Origin of the sequence: Anaplasma capra (genome assembly GCF_025628805.1) — a bacterium.
Lineage (GTDB): Bacteria > Pseudomonadota > Alphaproteobacteria > Rickettsiales > Anaplasmataceae > Anaplasma > Anaplasma capra.
Genome location: NZ_JAOTBG010000001.1, coordinates 12,586 through 29,026, shown reverse-complemented (window position 1 = coordinate 29,026; position 16,441 = coordinate 12,586). Strand labels below are relative to the sequence as shown.

The 16,441-nt window shown below is 47.4% G+C and carries 11 protein-coding genes; 10 read left to right on the top strand and 1 reads right to left on the bottom strand.

Annotated features, from left to right (window positions below; genetic code table 11):
• The 7 genes from OC187_RS00075 to rbfA all read left to right on the top strand — a co-directional run.
• The coding region (locus OC187_RS00075) for a hypothetical protein (protein ID WP_263008457.1) at positions 1–486 on the top strand (486 nt) is incomplete at its 5' end.
• Positions 487–526: 40 nt separating this feature from the next.
• Positions 527–1,732: a flavodoxin-dependent (E)-4-hydroxy-3-methylbut-2-enyl-diphosphate synthase gene (gene ispG, locus OC187_RS00070; protein WP_262997968.1), complete on the top strand. Its 1,206-nt coding sequence runs from the start codon at positions 527–529 to the stop codon at positions 1,730–1,732.
• Between the two features lie 121 nt (positions 1,733–1,853).
• Positions 1,854–2,594, top strand: a complete 741-nt coding sequence (gene tatC / locus OC187_RS00065; RefSeq protein WP_262997969.1) for a twin-arginine translocase subunit TatC — start codon at positions 1,854–1,856, stop codon at positions 2,592–2,594.
• A 191-nt stretch (positions 2,595–2,785) separates the two neighbouring features.
• Entirely contained in the window at positions 2,786–5,974 is a 3,189-nt protein-coding gene (locus tag OC187_RS00060) for an efflux RND transporter permease subunit (protein ID WP_263008456.1), read from the top strand.
• A 258-nt stretch (positions 5,975–6,232) separates the two neighbouring features.
• On the top strand, positions 6,233–7,780 hold the full coding sequence (nusA, locus tag OC187_RS00055; protein WP_263008455.1) for a transcription termination factor NusA: 1,548 nt from the start codon (positions 6,233–6,235) through the stop codon (positions 7,778–7,780).
• 18 nt (positions 7,781–7,798) lie between these two features.
• On the top strand, positions 7,799–10,285 hold the full coding sequence (gene infB, locus OC187_RS00050) for a translation initiation factor IF-2 (protein ID WP_262997972.1): 2,487 nt from the start codon (positions 7,799–7,801) through the stop codon (positions 10,283–10,285).
• Positions 10,282–10,635 carry a 30S ribosome-binding factor RbfA gene (rbfA, locus tag OC187_RS00045; RefSeq protein ID WP_262997974.1) on the top strand — a complete coding sequence of 118 codons (354 nt, stop codon included), beginning with the start codon at positions 10,282–10,284 and terminating at the stop codon, positions 10,633–10,635. The genes infB and rbfA overlap by 4 nt, the downstream gene beginning before the upstream one ends.
• 60 nt (positions 10,636–10,695) lie before the next feature.
• Here the strand turns inward: rbfA and OC187_RS00040 are convergent, their stop codons facing one another.
• Positions 10,696–11,403: a TerC family protein gene (locus OC187_RS00040; RefSeq protein ID WP_262997975.1), complete on the bottom strand. Its 708-nt coding sequence runs from the start codon at positions 11,401–11,403 to the stop codon at positions 10,696–10,698.
• 101 nt (positions 11,404–11,504) lie between these two features.
• Between OC187_RS00040 and OC187_RS00035 the strand changes: the two genes are divergently transcribed.
• The 3 genes from OC187_RS00035 (at position 11,505) to OC187_RS00025 (ending at position 16,319) form a co-directional block, all read left to right on the top strand.
• Positions 11,505–13,853 carry an ATP-dependent Clp protease ATP-binding subunit gene (locus OC187_RS00035; protein ID WP_262997976.1) on the top strand — a complete coding sequence of 783 codons (2,349 nt, stop codon included), beginning with the start codon at positions 11,505–11,507 and terminating at the stop codon, positions 13,851–13,853.
• A gap of 79 nt (positions 13,854–13,932) precedes the next feature.
• Positions 13,933–15,765: a translational GTPase TypA gene (gene typA, locus OC187_RS00030; protein WP_262997977.1), complete on the top strand. Its 1,833-nt coding sequence runs from the start codon at positions 13,933–13,935 to the stop codon at positions 15,763–15,765.
• A gap of 212 nt (positions 15,766–15,977) precedes the next feature.
• Positions 15,978–16,319, top strand: a complete 342-nt coding sequence (locus OC187_RS00025) for a hypothetical protein (RefSeq protein WP_263008454.1) — start codon at positions 15,978–15,980, stop codon at positions 16,317–16,319.
• The last annotated feature ends 122 nt before the right edge of the window (positions 16,320–16,441 follow it).

Genomic DNA, 16,441 nt, shown 5'->3' with positions numbered 1-16,441 from the left:
GCTACCAAGAAGAAAGAGGCATCTGGCGATGTGGTTAAGGGATCTGGCGACACTAAGAAAAAAGAGTCTATAGGTAGTGTTCCTACTGTGAAGGCTAAAAGCCCTGCACCTACTACAGTAACCGGGGCCAAACGAGTGGAAGGAGCCGTTCCTGTTGTTGAGAAGCCTTCCGACGGCAGCAAAAAATCTGGTGCCGTAGTCAAGGGCGATAGTCCAGCAAAGAAGGGCGGTGAGCCTGCTGTAGCCGGTATTGATAAGAGTGCTGGTAAGAAACCTGCTGGGGTTGGTGTTGAGAAGAAGCCTGGCGCTACCGTTGCTGATTTGAATGCTAAAGGCAAGGATAGTGGTACTACAGGTTCTGGCAGCAACAAAGCTCGCCTTGGGAGTGATGACAGGGGGGGAGTGGTTGGAGGTGACTTCATGGACTCCTGGAAACCGTACGACGATGAATATGATGACGACTACATCATACAGTACATGGACTAGCGAGCCGTAGTGTCATGCGTGCTTGAGTTTGGGTTAGGTAATGGCGAGGGTTAGTCGTGCCGTAAAAGTGGGCAGGGTTATCATAGGTGGCGGCAATCCCGTAGTGGTGCAGTCTATGGCGCTCGGAGGGTCTGGGAGCCTGGATGGGGACCTTAGGGAGATTCTCGATCTTGCGAGGGAAGGTTCTGAGCTCGTGAGGGTTGCCATCAATTCTGAAGAGTCCATCAAAGCGATTCCCCGGATCGTTGAACATCTGGTTGGCCATGGCTTTGACGAGAAAATGATTGTTGGCTGCGGTCAGTACGAAGTTGCTGCCTTACTTAGCAAGTATCCAGATTGCGCTGCGTTTCTTGGGAAGATAAGAATAAATCCAGGAAACATAGGTTTTGGCGAAAAAAGGGATAGGAATTTTGAGTCTGTAATAGAGTACGCAATCAAGCACGACATTCCCGTGAGGATAGGCGTTAATTGGGGGAGCTTGGATAAAACTCTGGTTGGCAAGCTTATGGATGACAACGCATCCTTGGCTGAGCCTGAGCCTGATAATGAGGTAGTACGCAGGGCCTTGGTAGCTTCTGCGCTTCAGAGTGCTGAGCTTGCGGAAAGAATAGGGCTCCCGCGCGACAAGATAGTGCTTTCCTGTAAGGTCAGCAAGGTTCGTGACCTTGTGTCGGTGTACTCCGCCCTATCCGAAGCTTCCGACTGCGCTCTGCACTTGGGGTTAACTGAGGCAGGCGCGGGGCTTAAAGGTGTAGTTAGTAGCGTGGCCGGTATAGCGCATCTTCTATTGATGGGTATTGGAGATACGATTCGGGTATCGCTTACGTCAACCTCTAGGGAAGATAGAACACGGGAAGTTAAGGTGTGTAAAGAGATTCTTCAGTCTCTGGGCTTGCGGTTTTTCTCCGCTCAGACAACTTCCTGCCCCGGGTGTTCGCGTACGAACTTTCCCCACTTTCGAGAACTGGTGCATGGTGTGAATAGCTACGTGGAGGAACGTATGCCGCTTTGGAAGGTTAGTAATCCCGGTGTGGTAGGCATGACCATTGCTGTTATGGGGTGCGTGGTTAATGGACCAGGGGAGAGCAAGCACGCGAATTTAGGCATAAGTCTGCCCGGCAGTGGAGAAAGGGAAGTTGCTGCAGTGTATGAAGATGGTAAAAAGCTCTGTACGCTGCAGGGCGGCAATATTCTTGGTGACTTTCTTGAGCTTGTTGAGTCATACGTGCGACGGAATTACTCCTAGGCCACAGAGAAAATGTTGTGATCAGTGGGAACACGCAGTTGCGTTGTATGAGTATACGGGTGCTTGGTTATTTCTTTTAAGTGTGTGACAATCCTGCGGGGTTTTTTGAGTCTGGTACAAAATGAATATAAAAAAGATGCCGCTATCTGGGCATTTGCTTGAGCTTAGAAGGAGGATTGTTCGCTCCATTCTATGCTTTGCGGGAATGTTCGCTGTGTGCTACTTTTTTTCCGATAAAATATACGAATTTCTGCTGATACCTCTGGTAGAACTTGCAGGTGATGACGAAGATTTTTCCCTGATCTACACAGATCTTACGGAGGCATTTTTTGTATATGTAAAAGTGGGGGCAATGGCCGCGCTGTTCTTTTCATTTCCTGTTTTTGCCTGGCAATTTTACATGTTTCTTGCTCCAGGTCTATACAAAGAGGAGAAGAAGGTGCTGCTGCCGTACCTGATAGCCGCTCCTGTATTGTTTACTGCAGGTGCAGCTATGGTGTACTACTATATATTTCCTCTAGCATGGAAGTTTTTTATTGGTTTTGAGAATAGGGATGCCTCAGTAGGCGTACCCATAGATTTTATGCCATCAGTTAGTGAATATTTAGACCTGGTGTTGCAACTAATGTTTGCCTTTGGTACAGCATTTCAACTGCCTGTTATACTTACCCTGATGGCTAGAGTGGGCTTGATTTCGCATAAAACTCTAGCTAGCAAGCGAAGAGTTGCGATTGTAATAATATTTACCGTAGCTGCAATTTTAACTCCCCCTGATGTGATAAGCCAAATAGGTTTGGCAATCCCCATGTTGCTGCTCTACGAAGCCTCCATATTTGCGTGTAAGTACATTGAACGCAGGTAACAGGGTGTGAACACGCAAAACATTGAGACGCTTCCATGGGGCTTAGCAAGGTGTACCAGCACACCGATCCACAAGTTCTACCATGGGGTAGGGGGTTTCCCTATCCTTAGATTCATGCTAATTAATTAGCGCTAGCGCTAATTAATGGGCTGTGGTGAACGGGTACCAGTACCGAAAGCATCTGGGTGGGTGTGGCCGTTGGATATGCGGCAGTTGTGAGGTGTGGTGTTATCGCTGTGAGTGAAATTACGGGTTTTTTTCTGGAGAGAAGCAGATTTGCCATATTTGTTTTGCTGTCTGCATTTGTGGTCGGGATATATTCCTATTACAAATTACCGCGTGAAAAAATTCCCGGAGTCAAGGCTCCGATTATTTGTGTCACTGCGGCTGTGGAGGGCGCAACTGCAGAATTGGCTGAAGTGCTATTGGCGTTGCCAATGGAGAGGGAGCTGCAGTCGGTTGGAGGCATCAAGAAGATTACCTCTATAGTTAGAGATGGGGTTGTTAGTGTCGTGCTAGAACTCCGCTATGGCTTCGATGTTAAAGCTGCAATGGCGGATGTAAGATCCCGATTGGATGTAGTTCGTCCCAAACTTCCCAGAAATGTAACATCACTTATGGCTGAGGAGCGAAATCTCGGCTTATTGCCTGTGCTCAAGGTTGCTATCACTGGGGATTTGCCAACTGGATCTTTGCATTCTGTAGCACGTGAGCTCAAATACAGAATTGAGTCTCTGAGCGACGTTTTTAAGGTGAATGCTGTAGGTTTGCGTAATGACGTCATAGAGCTCGGTCTCGTTCCGGAGCTTATGGATCACTATGGGATACAGATACAAGATATTGTACAAGCGGTTGCTAGAAACCACGCTCTCATAGATTATGGTGTGCTTGAATCGCAGGCTGGGCGCCATAAGATTAGGGTAAACGGCCTGCTGGACAGCCGTCAGCAGATTTTGGATGTGGTGTTGAAGGTTAATGGTGACGCAGCAGTAACTGTGAGCGACGTTGCAACAGTAAAGCTCGCTTTGGAAGACCCCACTGAGCTTGCTAGGATCAACGGAAAGCGATGCATTGTGCTAGAGATCTCGAAAAAGAGCGGAAGCAACATTGCTGAAGTTGCAGGGCGCGTCACGGCTTTTTTGGAAGGCGCAAGCAAGTTTTTACCGGAGGGAGCATCACTGTTTTTCGTACAAGATCAGTCCAAGGAAGTGTCGACCATCTTACGTGAGCTGGAGAACGCGGTGGCATTTTCTGTTCTGTTGGTACTGTTGGTCATAATGGCCTTCATGGGCATTAGAACGGCTGTTTTAGTTGCGCTGTCCATACCGATTTCCTTCTTGTTGGGGATCATGGTCATCTACGTTATGGGCTATACCCTCAATATCGTCATACTGTTCACCCTGATAATGGTTGTGGGGATGTTGGTGGATGATGCAATTATTGTCAGCGAGTATGCGGACCGAAAAATGGTATACGGATTTGATAGACAGTCTGCATATAAGATGGCCTCTCTCCGCATGTTTTGGCCCATGGCATCGTCTACCATGACCAGACTGGTGGTGTTTATTCCATTGTTGTTTTGGCCTGGCGTTACGGGTGAATTCATGAAGTATATACCTGTGGTGTCAATTTCCACGTTAGCGGGTTCCTGGATCGCAGCCATAGCGTTCACTCCTGTATTGGGCTCTGTGTTTGGTAAACCCTCGGCCATGTCTAGAGAGGATGTATCGAAGCTTAACGCTGTGGAAGACTTGCGCATTGATGAGCTGAGTCCGGCCATGCGTCTGTACTCAAGAGTTTTGTGTGTAGTGCTCGATTACCCCAAGAGTTTTGTGTGTGCAACGGTAGCAGTTTTAATGCTGTCGACCGCGGCATATTTCACCATAGGTCCGGGGGTTGAGTTTTTTCCCAATATTGAGCCAGATCGAGCTGTGGTGGAGATAAGAAGCGATAGCAACATGTCACTACAAGAGAAAGACAAAATAGTCAAAGCGGCAGAGGCAAAGATCATGGATGTGGCAGGGATAAAATTTCTTTATTCACTTGTTGGACACGGGTGGGATGAGCCAAAAAATACCAGAGTAATTGGTGCAATAGACATCGAATTCCAAGATTGGTATCTGCGCGAAAAATCCACTAAGTTGCTGGCAGAAGTTGCGGAGCGACTGAAGGGTATTGCTGGGGTTACGTTTGATGTGAAAGGTGAGAATATGAGGCCCAATAGGGGCAAGCCACTGGAGGTGAATCTAAGGAGTGAGAAAAGTGAGGATCTGGAGTTTGCTGCTGATTTGCTGGTATCAGCTATGAATGAGCCTCAGGGTTTCACCGACGTTGTGCGCGATAACTTTCTTGCAGGGACGGAATGGAGTGTTGATGTTGATAGAAAAAAAGCAGCATCGTTTGGTGCCGATGTTATGCTGATTGGGCAGTTTGTAAAGATGCTTACAGGTGGTGCAGTTGTTGGGAAGTACTATCCTGAGGGTGCCAAGGACGAAGTTGCTATTATAGCCAGATTTCGTGAGGGGAGTAGATCGCTCAAGGGGCTGGATCGTATATCCATAAATACTGCCCATGGGCCCGTTCCAGCCGCCTATTTTGTTCAAGAAAAGGTGAAGCGTGGTGTGGACATGATAAAACGGGTTGATGGGTTAAGATCGCTTACCATCTACTCGAACTTGCTACCTGGGTATCTTGTTGGCGATAGAGTGCAATACCTCAAGGGAATTCTAGAAAAGCGGGTTGGATCCAAGGTTACAGCCAATTTTCTTGGAGATATGGAGAGCCAGGAGGAATCCAGAGAATTTCTGATAACCGCGTTCTGCCTGGTGATACTATTGATCACCCTGGTTCTGGTAGGAGAGCTAAACAACTTCTACTACGTTGCTGTGGTGATGACTGCTGTCTTCCTAGCCACCACATGTGTATTTTTAGGATTTTTGGTCACATACAAAGTGTTTGGGATAGTTATGGGTGGAGTGGGCATCATAGTGCTCTCGGGAGTGGTGGTGAATAATAATATATTACTGGTGGATGCTTATCGGGAAAACCTGGAAACAATGCCTGACAGGAAAAGTGCCATATTGAAGTCTGCGCTTTCTCGGTTAAGACCGATATTTTTGACTGTCATTACCGGGGTGCTGGGTTTATTGCCGATGGTGCTGAAGATTAGCATAGATTTCTTTGGGAGAAAGGTCTTATACGATTCTCCATCCAGCCAGTTGTGGTTTGAATTGTCTATCACAACTTCCGTAGGGTTACTGTTGGCCACTGTCATCACACTATTGTTTACCCCTGCGATCTTGATGTTGGGTGAGGAACGGGGGGGGGGGGAAAGAGGTGTCTGTTGCTCAGGATTCCTAGCGCTTTATGGCTGGCTGTAGGTGGTTGTGTGTCTCTACTGAAACATCCTGTCCGCAGTCCCGTCTGTGGTGTTAGGTGCTCGTTTGGCAGCCAATAATGTTGGTCCTTATCCGGCTCTGTGGCTGAGATACCATATTGGATTTCGGATTGTCCTGACGGAGAAAATGTCTTGACTCAAATCGGCCTCACAAGTAGAATCGCCGTGGCGTGCTGTGTAGGGGCGCCGCTTCTGCCATCAAGGTGTAGTAATAGGCGTTCGGGCTCGTGCAAGGGGTTTTATGGTGAATTTGTACAATTTCGATAATTTGGAGCTGATAAGGGTCGCTCGTGATGTTGCGGAGCAGAAGGGACTTAACCTTGAGCTTGTGGTGGAAGCAATAGAGCAGGCTCTGGAACTCGTCAGCCGCAGTAAATATGGTGACTGCAAAATCAAAGCGTCTATAGATAGAAAAACCGGTGTGATTTCCATATCCAGGCAGGCTCTTGTGGTGAATGATGACATGAGCTTTGATGGGGAGCAGTACGGTATTCCCGCTGGTGAGGTCGATAAATACAGATTAATCAAAATCTCAGATGCGATTGCTGACGGTAAGGATGTGAAGGTGGGTGATATTTTGCTTGAGCCTCTTCCTCCCGTGGATATTGACTATAACTCTGCTAAGGTTGCGAAACAGAAAGTTGCGCAGCTGATTATGATCCAAGAACGTAAGCGTCAGTACGAGGAATTCAAAGATCGGGTTGGGGATCTTGTGTACGGGGTTGTGAAGCGCGTTGAATACAACAACGTGGTTGTGGACCTGAATGGGAGTGAGGGTTATCTTCCGGTATATAACACCATAAGGGGGGAGGTCTTTCGCCCGAATGATAGGATCAGGGCTCATGTTGAGGAAGTTCGTCAGGAGGAGCTTTCTGGTCCTCAAATCTTCTTATCCAGGGTTAGTAAGCGCTTTATGGAGCTTTTATTTAGGCAGGAAATACCCGAAGTATACGATGGGATGGTGTCAATCAAGGCATTGGCCAGGGATCCCGGTTCTAGGTCGAAAGTTGCCGTGTTTTCCTCTGATAAAAATGTGGATCCCGTGGGTGCGTGCATAGGTGCGCGGGGGGTTAGGATACAGAGTATAGTTTCCGAGTTGCACGGGGAGAAGATAGATGTTGTTTTGTATTCGTCGGACTTGGCAAAGTTTGTGGTGAGCGCGATAGCCCCAGCTGAGGTTGTGAAGGTCATAATAGACGAAGACGTGGAAAAGATAGAGCTCGTTGTTCCCGAGAACCAAGTAAGCTTGGCTATAGGTAGGTACGGCCAGAACATCAGGCTGGCTTCTGAGCTTGTGGGATGGGACATTGACGTTATTGGAGATGAGACAGAATCGACACGGAAGGCTAAAGAGCTCAGTTCAGGTGCCAAGGTCTTCGTTGATGGGTTAGATGTCGAGGAGATTATCGGGCAACTTCTAGTTAGCGAGGGTTTTGCGACGATAGAAGATTTGGATAAGGTTGATGTTGCTGAGATCACCGCGATAGATGGGTTTAACGAAGAGATTGCTACGGAGCTCAAGAAGCGTGCTTCTGAATACCTAGCCCGTAAACGGGAGGAGGCACTTAAAATGCTGAAGGACCTGTCTGTAAGTGAGGAGGTGTTGGAGCTTCCGTATTTGGAGATGGAGGATGTCATAAAGTTGTGCGAGGGCGGCGTGAGGAATGTCGAGGATATTGCCTCGATGTGTACCGATGAGTTTTATGACATTGTTCCCAGAGTAAACTTGAGTAAGGAACAAGTTGATTCCATAATTTTGGAGTCTCGCAGGCGAATGGGGTGGGTTTAGATTTTTCTGGTGCTATTGATGAGTGATGTTGAGAAGTTTGGAGAAAGTTGCGGTGGCCCTTCTGGTGGCCGCGAGCGTCTTACACTCAAACTTGGTGTAAGGGCTCCAGCTACTCTTACGAAAACACCTGCCTCGGCTGGTGGTAAGCCCTTCATGACTGTTGAGGTGCGTAGTAAAAAAAGAAAAGCCGGAGAGACGCCCCCTTCGGATGGTGTGAAGCGCCTGATAACCACTCCCTCTGGTTCTGATAGCAGCAAGCAGAGGCAGGGCTCTGCCGTGGGGTCTCTTACCGCAAAGGAGCAACTTTCCAGGATAAATGCTATACACACAGCAGATAGTATAAGCGCCCAGGAAAAAGCGGCTAAAAAGCTTAGGAGTGGCACGGAATCTGCCCCTGATGTTGCCGCCCCCGTAGAGGAGGAGAGCTCTTCAGAGGGTGATGGTGCTGCAAAGGGGCCTGCCCCCGCCGCTGCGGATGCGGTGTTGGGACCTTCCATGTTGGGTGATGCTGTTGCGGGTGCCCGTCCGGGGAAGGGTGGATATGAAGATAAAAATAAGAGGTATTCCTCTCAGAGCGCTGGTGGCAGGGTTAGAGAGAAAGAAGGCGGTGGGGCGAAGAAAGCCGTAGCTTCCCGTGCTTCTAGCAAGCACATAAAGCTGGATATCGAAAATGCCTTGAGCGGTGTGGAGGAGCGGCACGTTTTAAGGTCTTCTTCGAGGCGCAGGGGCGGATCCAGGAACGTGCATAGGATATCAAGGGAAGTCATAATTCCTGATGAGATAGAAGTTAAGGCTCTGGCGTCCGCTATGGCCGAGAAGGTTGGGGATGTATTGCGCATTCTTGCTCATATGGGCATTGATGCCAGGCAAGGTGCTGTTATTGAGTCCGGTGTAGCGAGTGAGATTGCGGAGAAATTCGGCCACCGCCCAAAGATTGTCAGCAAGACTCAAATGGAGAGGGAGCTGTGCGATATTGGTGATGATGACCTTGAGTTGCAACCGAGGCCCCCAGTTGTTACTGTAATGGGTCACGTGGATCACGGTAAGACCTCTCTATTGGATGTTTTACGCAAGTCCAACGTTGCTGAAAGGGAGTTTAGAGGGATCACACAGCACATAGGTGCTTACCAGATAGAAGTTGATGGGAAAAAGATCACGTTTCTTGATACTCCCGGGCACGAGGCGTTTTCTGATATGCGTGCTCGAGGTACTAATGTTACGGATATAGTGGTCTTGGTGGTTGCAGCCGACGATGGAATTATGCCCCAGACTGTAGAGTCTATAAATCATGTGAGAGCCGCTGGGGTGTCTATGATAGTTGCGGTGAATAAAATAGACAAAAGTGGCGCGAACGTTGAGAAGATTACCAATGATTTACTGCAGCACGGTGTAGTGTCAGAGAATTTGGGCGGGGATACCATGATAGTGCCAGTCTCTGCGAAAACTGGAGAAAACCTGGACAAGCTGAAATTGAGTATATTGCTTTTGGCTGAGATGCTGGAGCTTCAAGCTCCGGTCGAATGTCGTGCGCAGGGAGTGGTAATAGAGTCTAAAGTGGAGCGGAGTTGCGGTGTTGTGGCAACCGTAATAGTGCAAAAAGGTACGCTGAGGAAGGGGAATATAGTAGTAGCTGGTGATGGCTCGTACGGGAAGGTGCGCAATATGTTTGATGACGGAGACAATTCTGTCGATGTAGCTCCCCCATCCATGCCTGTGAAGGTGTTAGGACTTGATAAGGTGCCTAAGGCTGGTGACACCTTTCTTGTGATGCCTTCTGAAAAACATGCGCGTGACTTGCTTGAGCGTAGGGCGGAGATACATTTCTCTCGCGAGGCCCGTAAGAGTGGTGGCGTGTTCATGGGGCCCGTGTTTCCGGTTGGTGAGGCTATTGAAGAAGTTAATATGATACTCAAGGCTGATGTTGCGGGTTCTCTAGAGGCTGTTGCCCGCTCAGTGGCGCAAATTGAGCATGAAGAGGTTAAGTTTAATATTTTGCACAAAGATATCGGTGATGTAACGAGATCAGATGTTCTACTTGCTGAGGCTTCATCAGCAGTGGTGTTGGCTTTCAACGTTAAGGTGGATGCTCAGGCTAGGGATCTTGTTAGGCAGAAAGATGTTGATATACGGCACCACAGGGTAATATACGATCTAATAGACGACGTAAAGGGTGTAGTTTGTGGAAAGCTAAAACCCATTGTACGGGAAACCCAGGTTGGATCGCTGGTTGTTAGGGAGGTATTCTCCAGCGGCAAAGGGGGGATCGTTGTTGGTTGTTATGTTTCTGAAGGCGCGGTCAGTAGGGGTGCATCAGTTAGAATCTATAGGAACGACTCCGCGACGTATGAGGGTAAGGTTAAGGCTCTCAGGAGGTTTAAGGATGACGTGAAAGAAGTGAGTCACGGTTTGGAGTGCGGCATACTTGTTGAAGGTGTGAAGGATGTTGCCGTGGGTGATGTAATAAAGGTTCTGGAAGTGGTAGAGCATGCTAGGGTGGTGGAATGATAACTTTTACCCCGGATGTTGGGTTTCGTAGTTTGAAAGTTGCATCGGTCCTAAAAAGGGCTTTAGCCCGGATGTTCATCTGTGAGTTTTATGATCTGAGTAATGTGTTGTCTATTTCTAACGTGAAGGTTAGTGGGGATACGAGAAATGCCACCGTGTTTGTAGTAGTTAGAGACAAGTTGGCCAACAAGGGTGAGATAGTTGCGGCGCTGAATGATGCGTCCGATAGTATTAGAAGGTCGGTGTTCAAGTATCTCAAGCTGCGGTATGTGCCCAGGTTGCACTTCAAGTTGGACGTTGAATTTGACAACTTTCTTCGCATTAGTGAGATAATGTGCTCTCAGAAGTAGGGTGTTAGATGGAGAATCAGAGTAGGTAATACGGCTCTCATTTCCACCTATTCCCCCCGTCTATCTCTTGAGGGAAGTGTGCTTTCCTTTGCGCCAGTCTATGTATTCCATAATTACTGGAAAGATTAGCGTCACGTATAGATAGTTGTGAGGGATTTTGACCCCCACGCCATCTGCCACTAGCAATACTCCCAGCGCCCCTATAAACAATAGAGCGATTATTTTTACTCGTTCGTGTTGCTGTACAATCTTTGCAACTTCTTTGGAGAAAAAAAGCGCAACTACAACGTATATAGAGAATATAAGAACAATAAGAGGCATATTGTCAGTGATGCCCACTGCAGATATTACGGAGTCTAACGAGAGCACAAGATCTATCCCAATAATTTGCATAATTGCAGGAAAAAATTTGGTTATATTTCCAATTTCTAAGTCTTTTTTAGGAAATATCTCTAAATAGATTTCCTTTGCACTCTTGTGTACTAGAAACGCTCCCCCGGCTATAAAAAACATGTCTCTATAAGTAATTTGCATGCGAGGCATCGCGATTAACTGTTCATTCATCGACAGCAAAAACGAAGCTCCGAACAACATTGCGAAGCGCATTACCAACGCTGTGCCCAGACCACAAATTCGTGCTTTATTTTGTAAATTTTTAGGAAGCTTAGAAGTAATTAGGGCTATAAAGATAAGGTTATCAATGCCCAGGATCATCTCCAAAAACAACAGAGTGAAGAATTCAACTACACTGCAATACGAAAGACTCATACTAGGTGATTATTCCCGGCTATAGAGTGTAACCCACGTAGCAGTATACACACTTTTGCGTTTTTGATCCCATTTTGTTTTCAATATATTTTAAGGCTTAGATGATACCCTGGCCTCGAGACTTGGGGAGTAAAATCTGGGTGTTATCAAAAAATCTTGAGGCTAGCTTACATAGAGCGCTGTCGATAGCGTTCGATTTCCGTCACGAATGTGCAACTCTGGAACACCTGCTGCTGGCTCTGACTGACGACCTTGACGTGAGACGAGTCCTGTATGTGTGTCGGGTGTCTATAGACAGATTAAGGGAGACCTTAATCAACTTTTTGAGATACGAGATGTCTATAGTTATGAATCAGAGTGTCACTGAGGTCAGGCCTAGTACGGCATTCGAGAAAGTAGTGCACAGGGCCATAGTGCACGCTCATGCGTCTGGTAGAGATGAAATTAACGGAGTGAACGTTTTAGCGGAGATTTTTTTGGAAAAAGACTCATGTAGCGTTTCTTTCCTGAACGAGCACAACGTTAAGTACATTGATGTTGTGAGTTGCATCTCCAGTAGCGAGCACCAAGAAGAGCTGTACGATCAACAAGAGCTTGGAAAGGAGGTGGATTTTGCCAAGCGTGGGGTGATCGGATTTCCCAATATTGCCAAAGATGTAGTGTCTAAAGATGGTGAAAGTCTGGAGGCTTATTGCGTTAACCTAAATTCTTTGGCTAAGGACGGGAAGATCGACTATGTCATAGGCAGGCAATATGAGCAAGAGCGGACAATTGAGGTTTTACTGCGCAGAAGGAAAAACAACCCTTTATACGTTGGGGATTCTGGTGTAGGGAAAACCGCTATAGTTGAGGGATTAGCTCTGCGGATTGTGGAGGGGAATATTGTTCCACAGCTCAAGCGCGTGGAAATATATTCCCTCGATATGGGTTCTTTACTTGCGGGAACCAGGTACCGTGGGGATTTTGAAGAGAGAATCAAGGCGGTTATTAGGGCTATAGAAAATAAGAAAAACGCAGTTCTTTTTATTGATGAAATTCATACAATTATTGGGGCTGGTTCCACTAGTGGCAGCCCGCTGGACGCTAGTAATTTGCTAAAGCCCGCACTAGCTCGCGGTTCCATCAGATGTATGGGGGCTACCACCTATAAGGAGTACAACAGCAATTTTGAGAAAGATAGGGCCTTGGCAAGAAGGTACCAGAAGATTAACGTTGAGGAGTCTACCGTTGAAGAAACTATACAGATACTGAGTGGAATAAAATCGTATTATGAGATATACCATGATGTACATTATACCAGCCAGGCGGTTAAGTATGCTGCAGAGCTGTCCGACAGGTATATAGCTGAGAGAATGCTGCCTGACAAAGCGGTAGATGTGCTGGACGAGGCGGGGGTGTATGCAAAGCTACGCTCGAGCGAGAACGGCAAAATTGTTACAGGAAAGGATATAGAAGCTATTATCTCGCGTATTACCGAAATACCGTGCGATAACCTCTTTGCCAGCGATACACACAAGGTAAAAAATCTAGAGGAGAATCTGAGAAAGGTTATCTTTGGGCAAGATGAGGCTATATCGCAGATTGTTGACGCGATCAGAATTGCCAAAGCTGGGCTGAGAAGCCATCAGAAGCCGTTAGCTAGCTACTTACTTGCTGGCCCTACAGGAGTGGGTAAGACCGAGTTGGTGAAGCAACTGGCACACAATATGGGCATGAAGCTCATCAGGTTTGACATGTCTGAGTATACGGAATCCCACACAGTTGCCAGAATGATAGGTTCGCCTCCAGGGTATGTGGGGTATGAACAAGGTGGCCTGCTCACTGATACTATAGCTAGGAACCAGTACAGCGTTCTCCTGCTCGACGAAATAGAAAAGGCCCATAATAGCGTGTACAACATACTGCTGCAAATAATGGATTATGGGTACATTACAGACACATATGGAAGAAAGGTCAGCTTCCGTAATGTGGTAATAATACTGACCACAAACGCTGGCGCTGTGGAGTTTAGTAAGAACGCTGTTGGGTTTGACCGTGATAGAACCTTCAATTTGGGTAGCGAGCATAAAGCCATTGAGAAGATTTTTGGCCCTGAGTTCTGCAATAGATTGGATGCTGTGGTGCCGTTTTCATACTTAAGCACTGAAGTGATGGCCAAGGTGGTAGGGAAATTCATTGCTGAACTTAGAGAGCAGTTGTCTAGGAAGGGTGTGGACATGAGCATAGACCAAGCGTCTGTGGATTTTCTAACAAAAGTGGGACAGCAGGACGGCTATGGGGCAAGAAAGGCTCAAGGTGTTATTGCACAGAAGATTAAAAAGCACCTAGCACTTGAGATGTTGTTTGGTAAACTAACTTGCGGGGGTAGGGTGGAGGTCAAGTTTGATCCAAGCAGAGAAGATTTCTCGTATGAGTTTTTCGAAAAGTCAGTTGACAGTATTGCGCAGTGACTCACCGCAGGCCGGTTTTTGTCGTTGATTATTTAATTTAATCCTATAGATTTATCCAATTGCATCGTGTGGGGAGCTTATGTCTTGCGATTACGAATCTGTTCGTAATTTGGCTGTTGTTGCTCATGTGGATCACGGGAAGACTACGCTTCTAGATAGCATGCTAAAGCAGAGCGGTGCGCTCAGGGACAACCAAGAGGTTGTTGAGCGGGTTATGGATAGCAACGACCTGGAGCGTGAGCGGGGGATTACTATTCTCGCAAAATGTACTGCGATTACATGGAAGGGTCACAAGATCAACGTAATAGATACACCTGGACATGCTGATTTTGGTGGAGAGGTGGAAAGAGTGCTCTCCATGGCGGACGGAGTATTGATGCTTGTTGACGCGTCTGAAGGTCCGATGCCGCAGACCAAGTTTGTACTCTCGAAGGCACTGCAGGCTAATTTACTGCCAATAGTTGTGGTAAATAAGGTTGATCGTCCGGATAGTAGAGTGGGCGAGGTTTTGGATGAGGTGTACGAATTATTCATCAATCTAAACGCCACCAGCGAGCAGCTCGATTTTCCCGTACTCTACGCCTCTGGAAGGAGTGGGTGGTGTGTCAAAGATCTGTCTGATAATCGCAAAGATCTACTTCCTTTGTTCGAAGCGATTCTGGAGCATATAAGGCCATCACAACATGATTGTGATGGCCCGTTTAGCATGCTGCTTACCCTTCTGGAATCAGATAAGTTTTTAGGTAGGGTGCTGACCGGCAAGGTATACCAGGGTAGGGCAAAAATGGGCTCTCAGGTAAAAGTGCTGAATTTAAATGGTGAGGTTATAGAGAGTGGCAGACTTACCAAATTATTGTCTTTTTCCGGCCTGAAGCGCGTACCTGTTGATGAAGCGAGTGCTGGGGATATCATAGCCGTTGCAGGGCTTGAGAAAGCCTCGGTTTCCGACAGCATAGTTGATATTTCTGTCACCACGCCCATTGAGTCTACCCCGGTTGATCCTCCAACTATGGCGGTAACTATTGGTGTAAATGACTCGCCACTTGCTGGCACTGAAGGGACTAAGCTTACGTCTACCGTAATTAAGAGTAGACTGCTGTCGGAGGCTGAAACCAACGTTGCTATCACGGTGAAGGAGGGGGAGCGTAGCGACTCTTACGAAGTTGGTGGCCGTGGAGAACTTCAGCTTGGTGTGCTGATTGAGACTATGCGACGAGAGGGCTTTGAGCTCTCTGTATCGCGCCCGCGTGTTTTGTTGCGAAAGGAAAACTCAGTTGTTTTAGAGCCCATAGAAGAAGTGATAATAGACGTCGATGAGGAATACAGTGGCGTGATCATGGAGAAGCTGAGTTTTCGCAAAGGTGATATGCAAGATATGTCGCCTTCGGGAAAAGGCAGGGTACGCATGGTGTTTTTGATTCCTTCTCGGGGCTTGATTGGCTACCATGGCGAGTTTCTTACTGATTCTAGAGGTACGGGTATTATAAATCGCTTGTTTCACGGATATGCTCCACACAAGGGTGATATTCCTGGAAGAGTGAATGGTGTGCTGATTTCCACAGGGCAGGGCGAGGCTGTTGCGTATGCTCTCTTTAACCTACAGGATAGGGGGGCTATGTTTGTTAAACCTCAAGATAAGGTTTATGCAGGTATGGTGGTTGGGCTGCATAACAGGAACAATGACATAGAAGTTAATGTATTGAAGGGAAAGCAGTTAACCAATGTCAGGGCTGCGGGTTCTGACGAGGCTGTGAGGCTTGTTCCTCCGAAATTGATGACATTGGAGGAGATGATAGGGTTCATCAACGACGATGAGCTGGTAGAGTGTACGCCGAAATCCATAAGACTTAGAAAAAGATTTCTGGATCCCAACGAGCGCAAGCGTCTTGCGAGATCGAAAAGCGCTAACTGATGAGTAAACCGTAGGGTGGGCTACCGGTCTCTGCCGGTTGGTGGCTCGACGCGGGCTGGTGTCATTATAATTCTGGAGGTGCTCAACCGTTCTCCGTGACTGCGCACTTTTTACTCCTGAGCTTGTGCAACCAGTTTGGGACCTCCATTCGTAACACAAGATTAAGATTTTTCTGAGAAGCTCGGTGGTTCGTAGGTGTTTTGTGGTTTACGGTGCAGCGGAGGCCCCTTGAGTACGTGATGGAACTCACGGCACACATTGTTTTTGTTGTGGAAAAAGAGGTAGAGTGTATACGCCTGCGTGACATGCGGAAATTTAGGGAATTGCAAAACATAGAAATGGTGTTGCTACAGCTTTTGGAAGAAGCACGTAGCAAGATTAGAGGCAATACGCACGCCCTACTACGTGATAGTGACCCCTCCACGCTGGAGAACCTAAACTTGGTTTTTGCTAAGTTGGATAGATGCCTTGCGGTAAAGCATGACTTAATCTCTCAGAGCTGCCACAGAGTTGCCGAATGGTTATGCCAGCCCCATTCCGATACACTCAATTAACATACTGTCCCATGAGTGCTCTCGTTGGCATTGGAGGGTAACCGTGAGAATCTTTAGCGTATTCTCAGTTAGTTACCCCCGGTTGGAGAGCGCGCAAAAGCTCTTCCAGCTCTTAGTAGCGC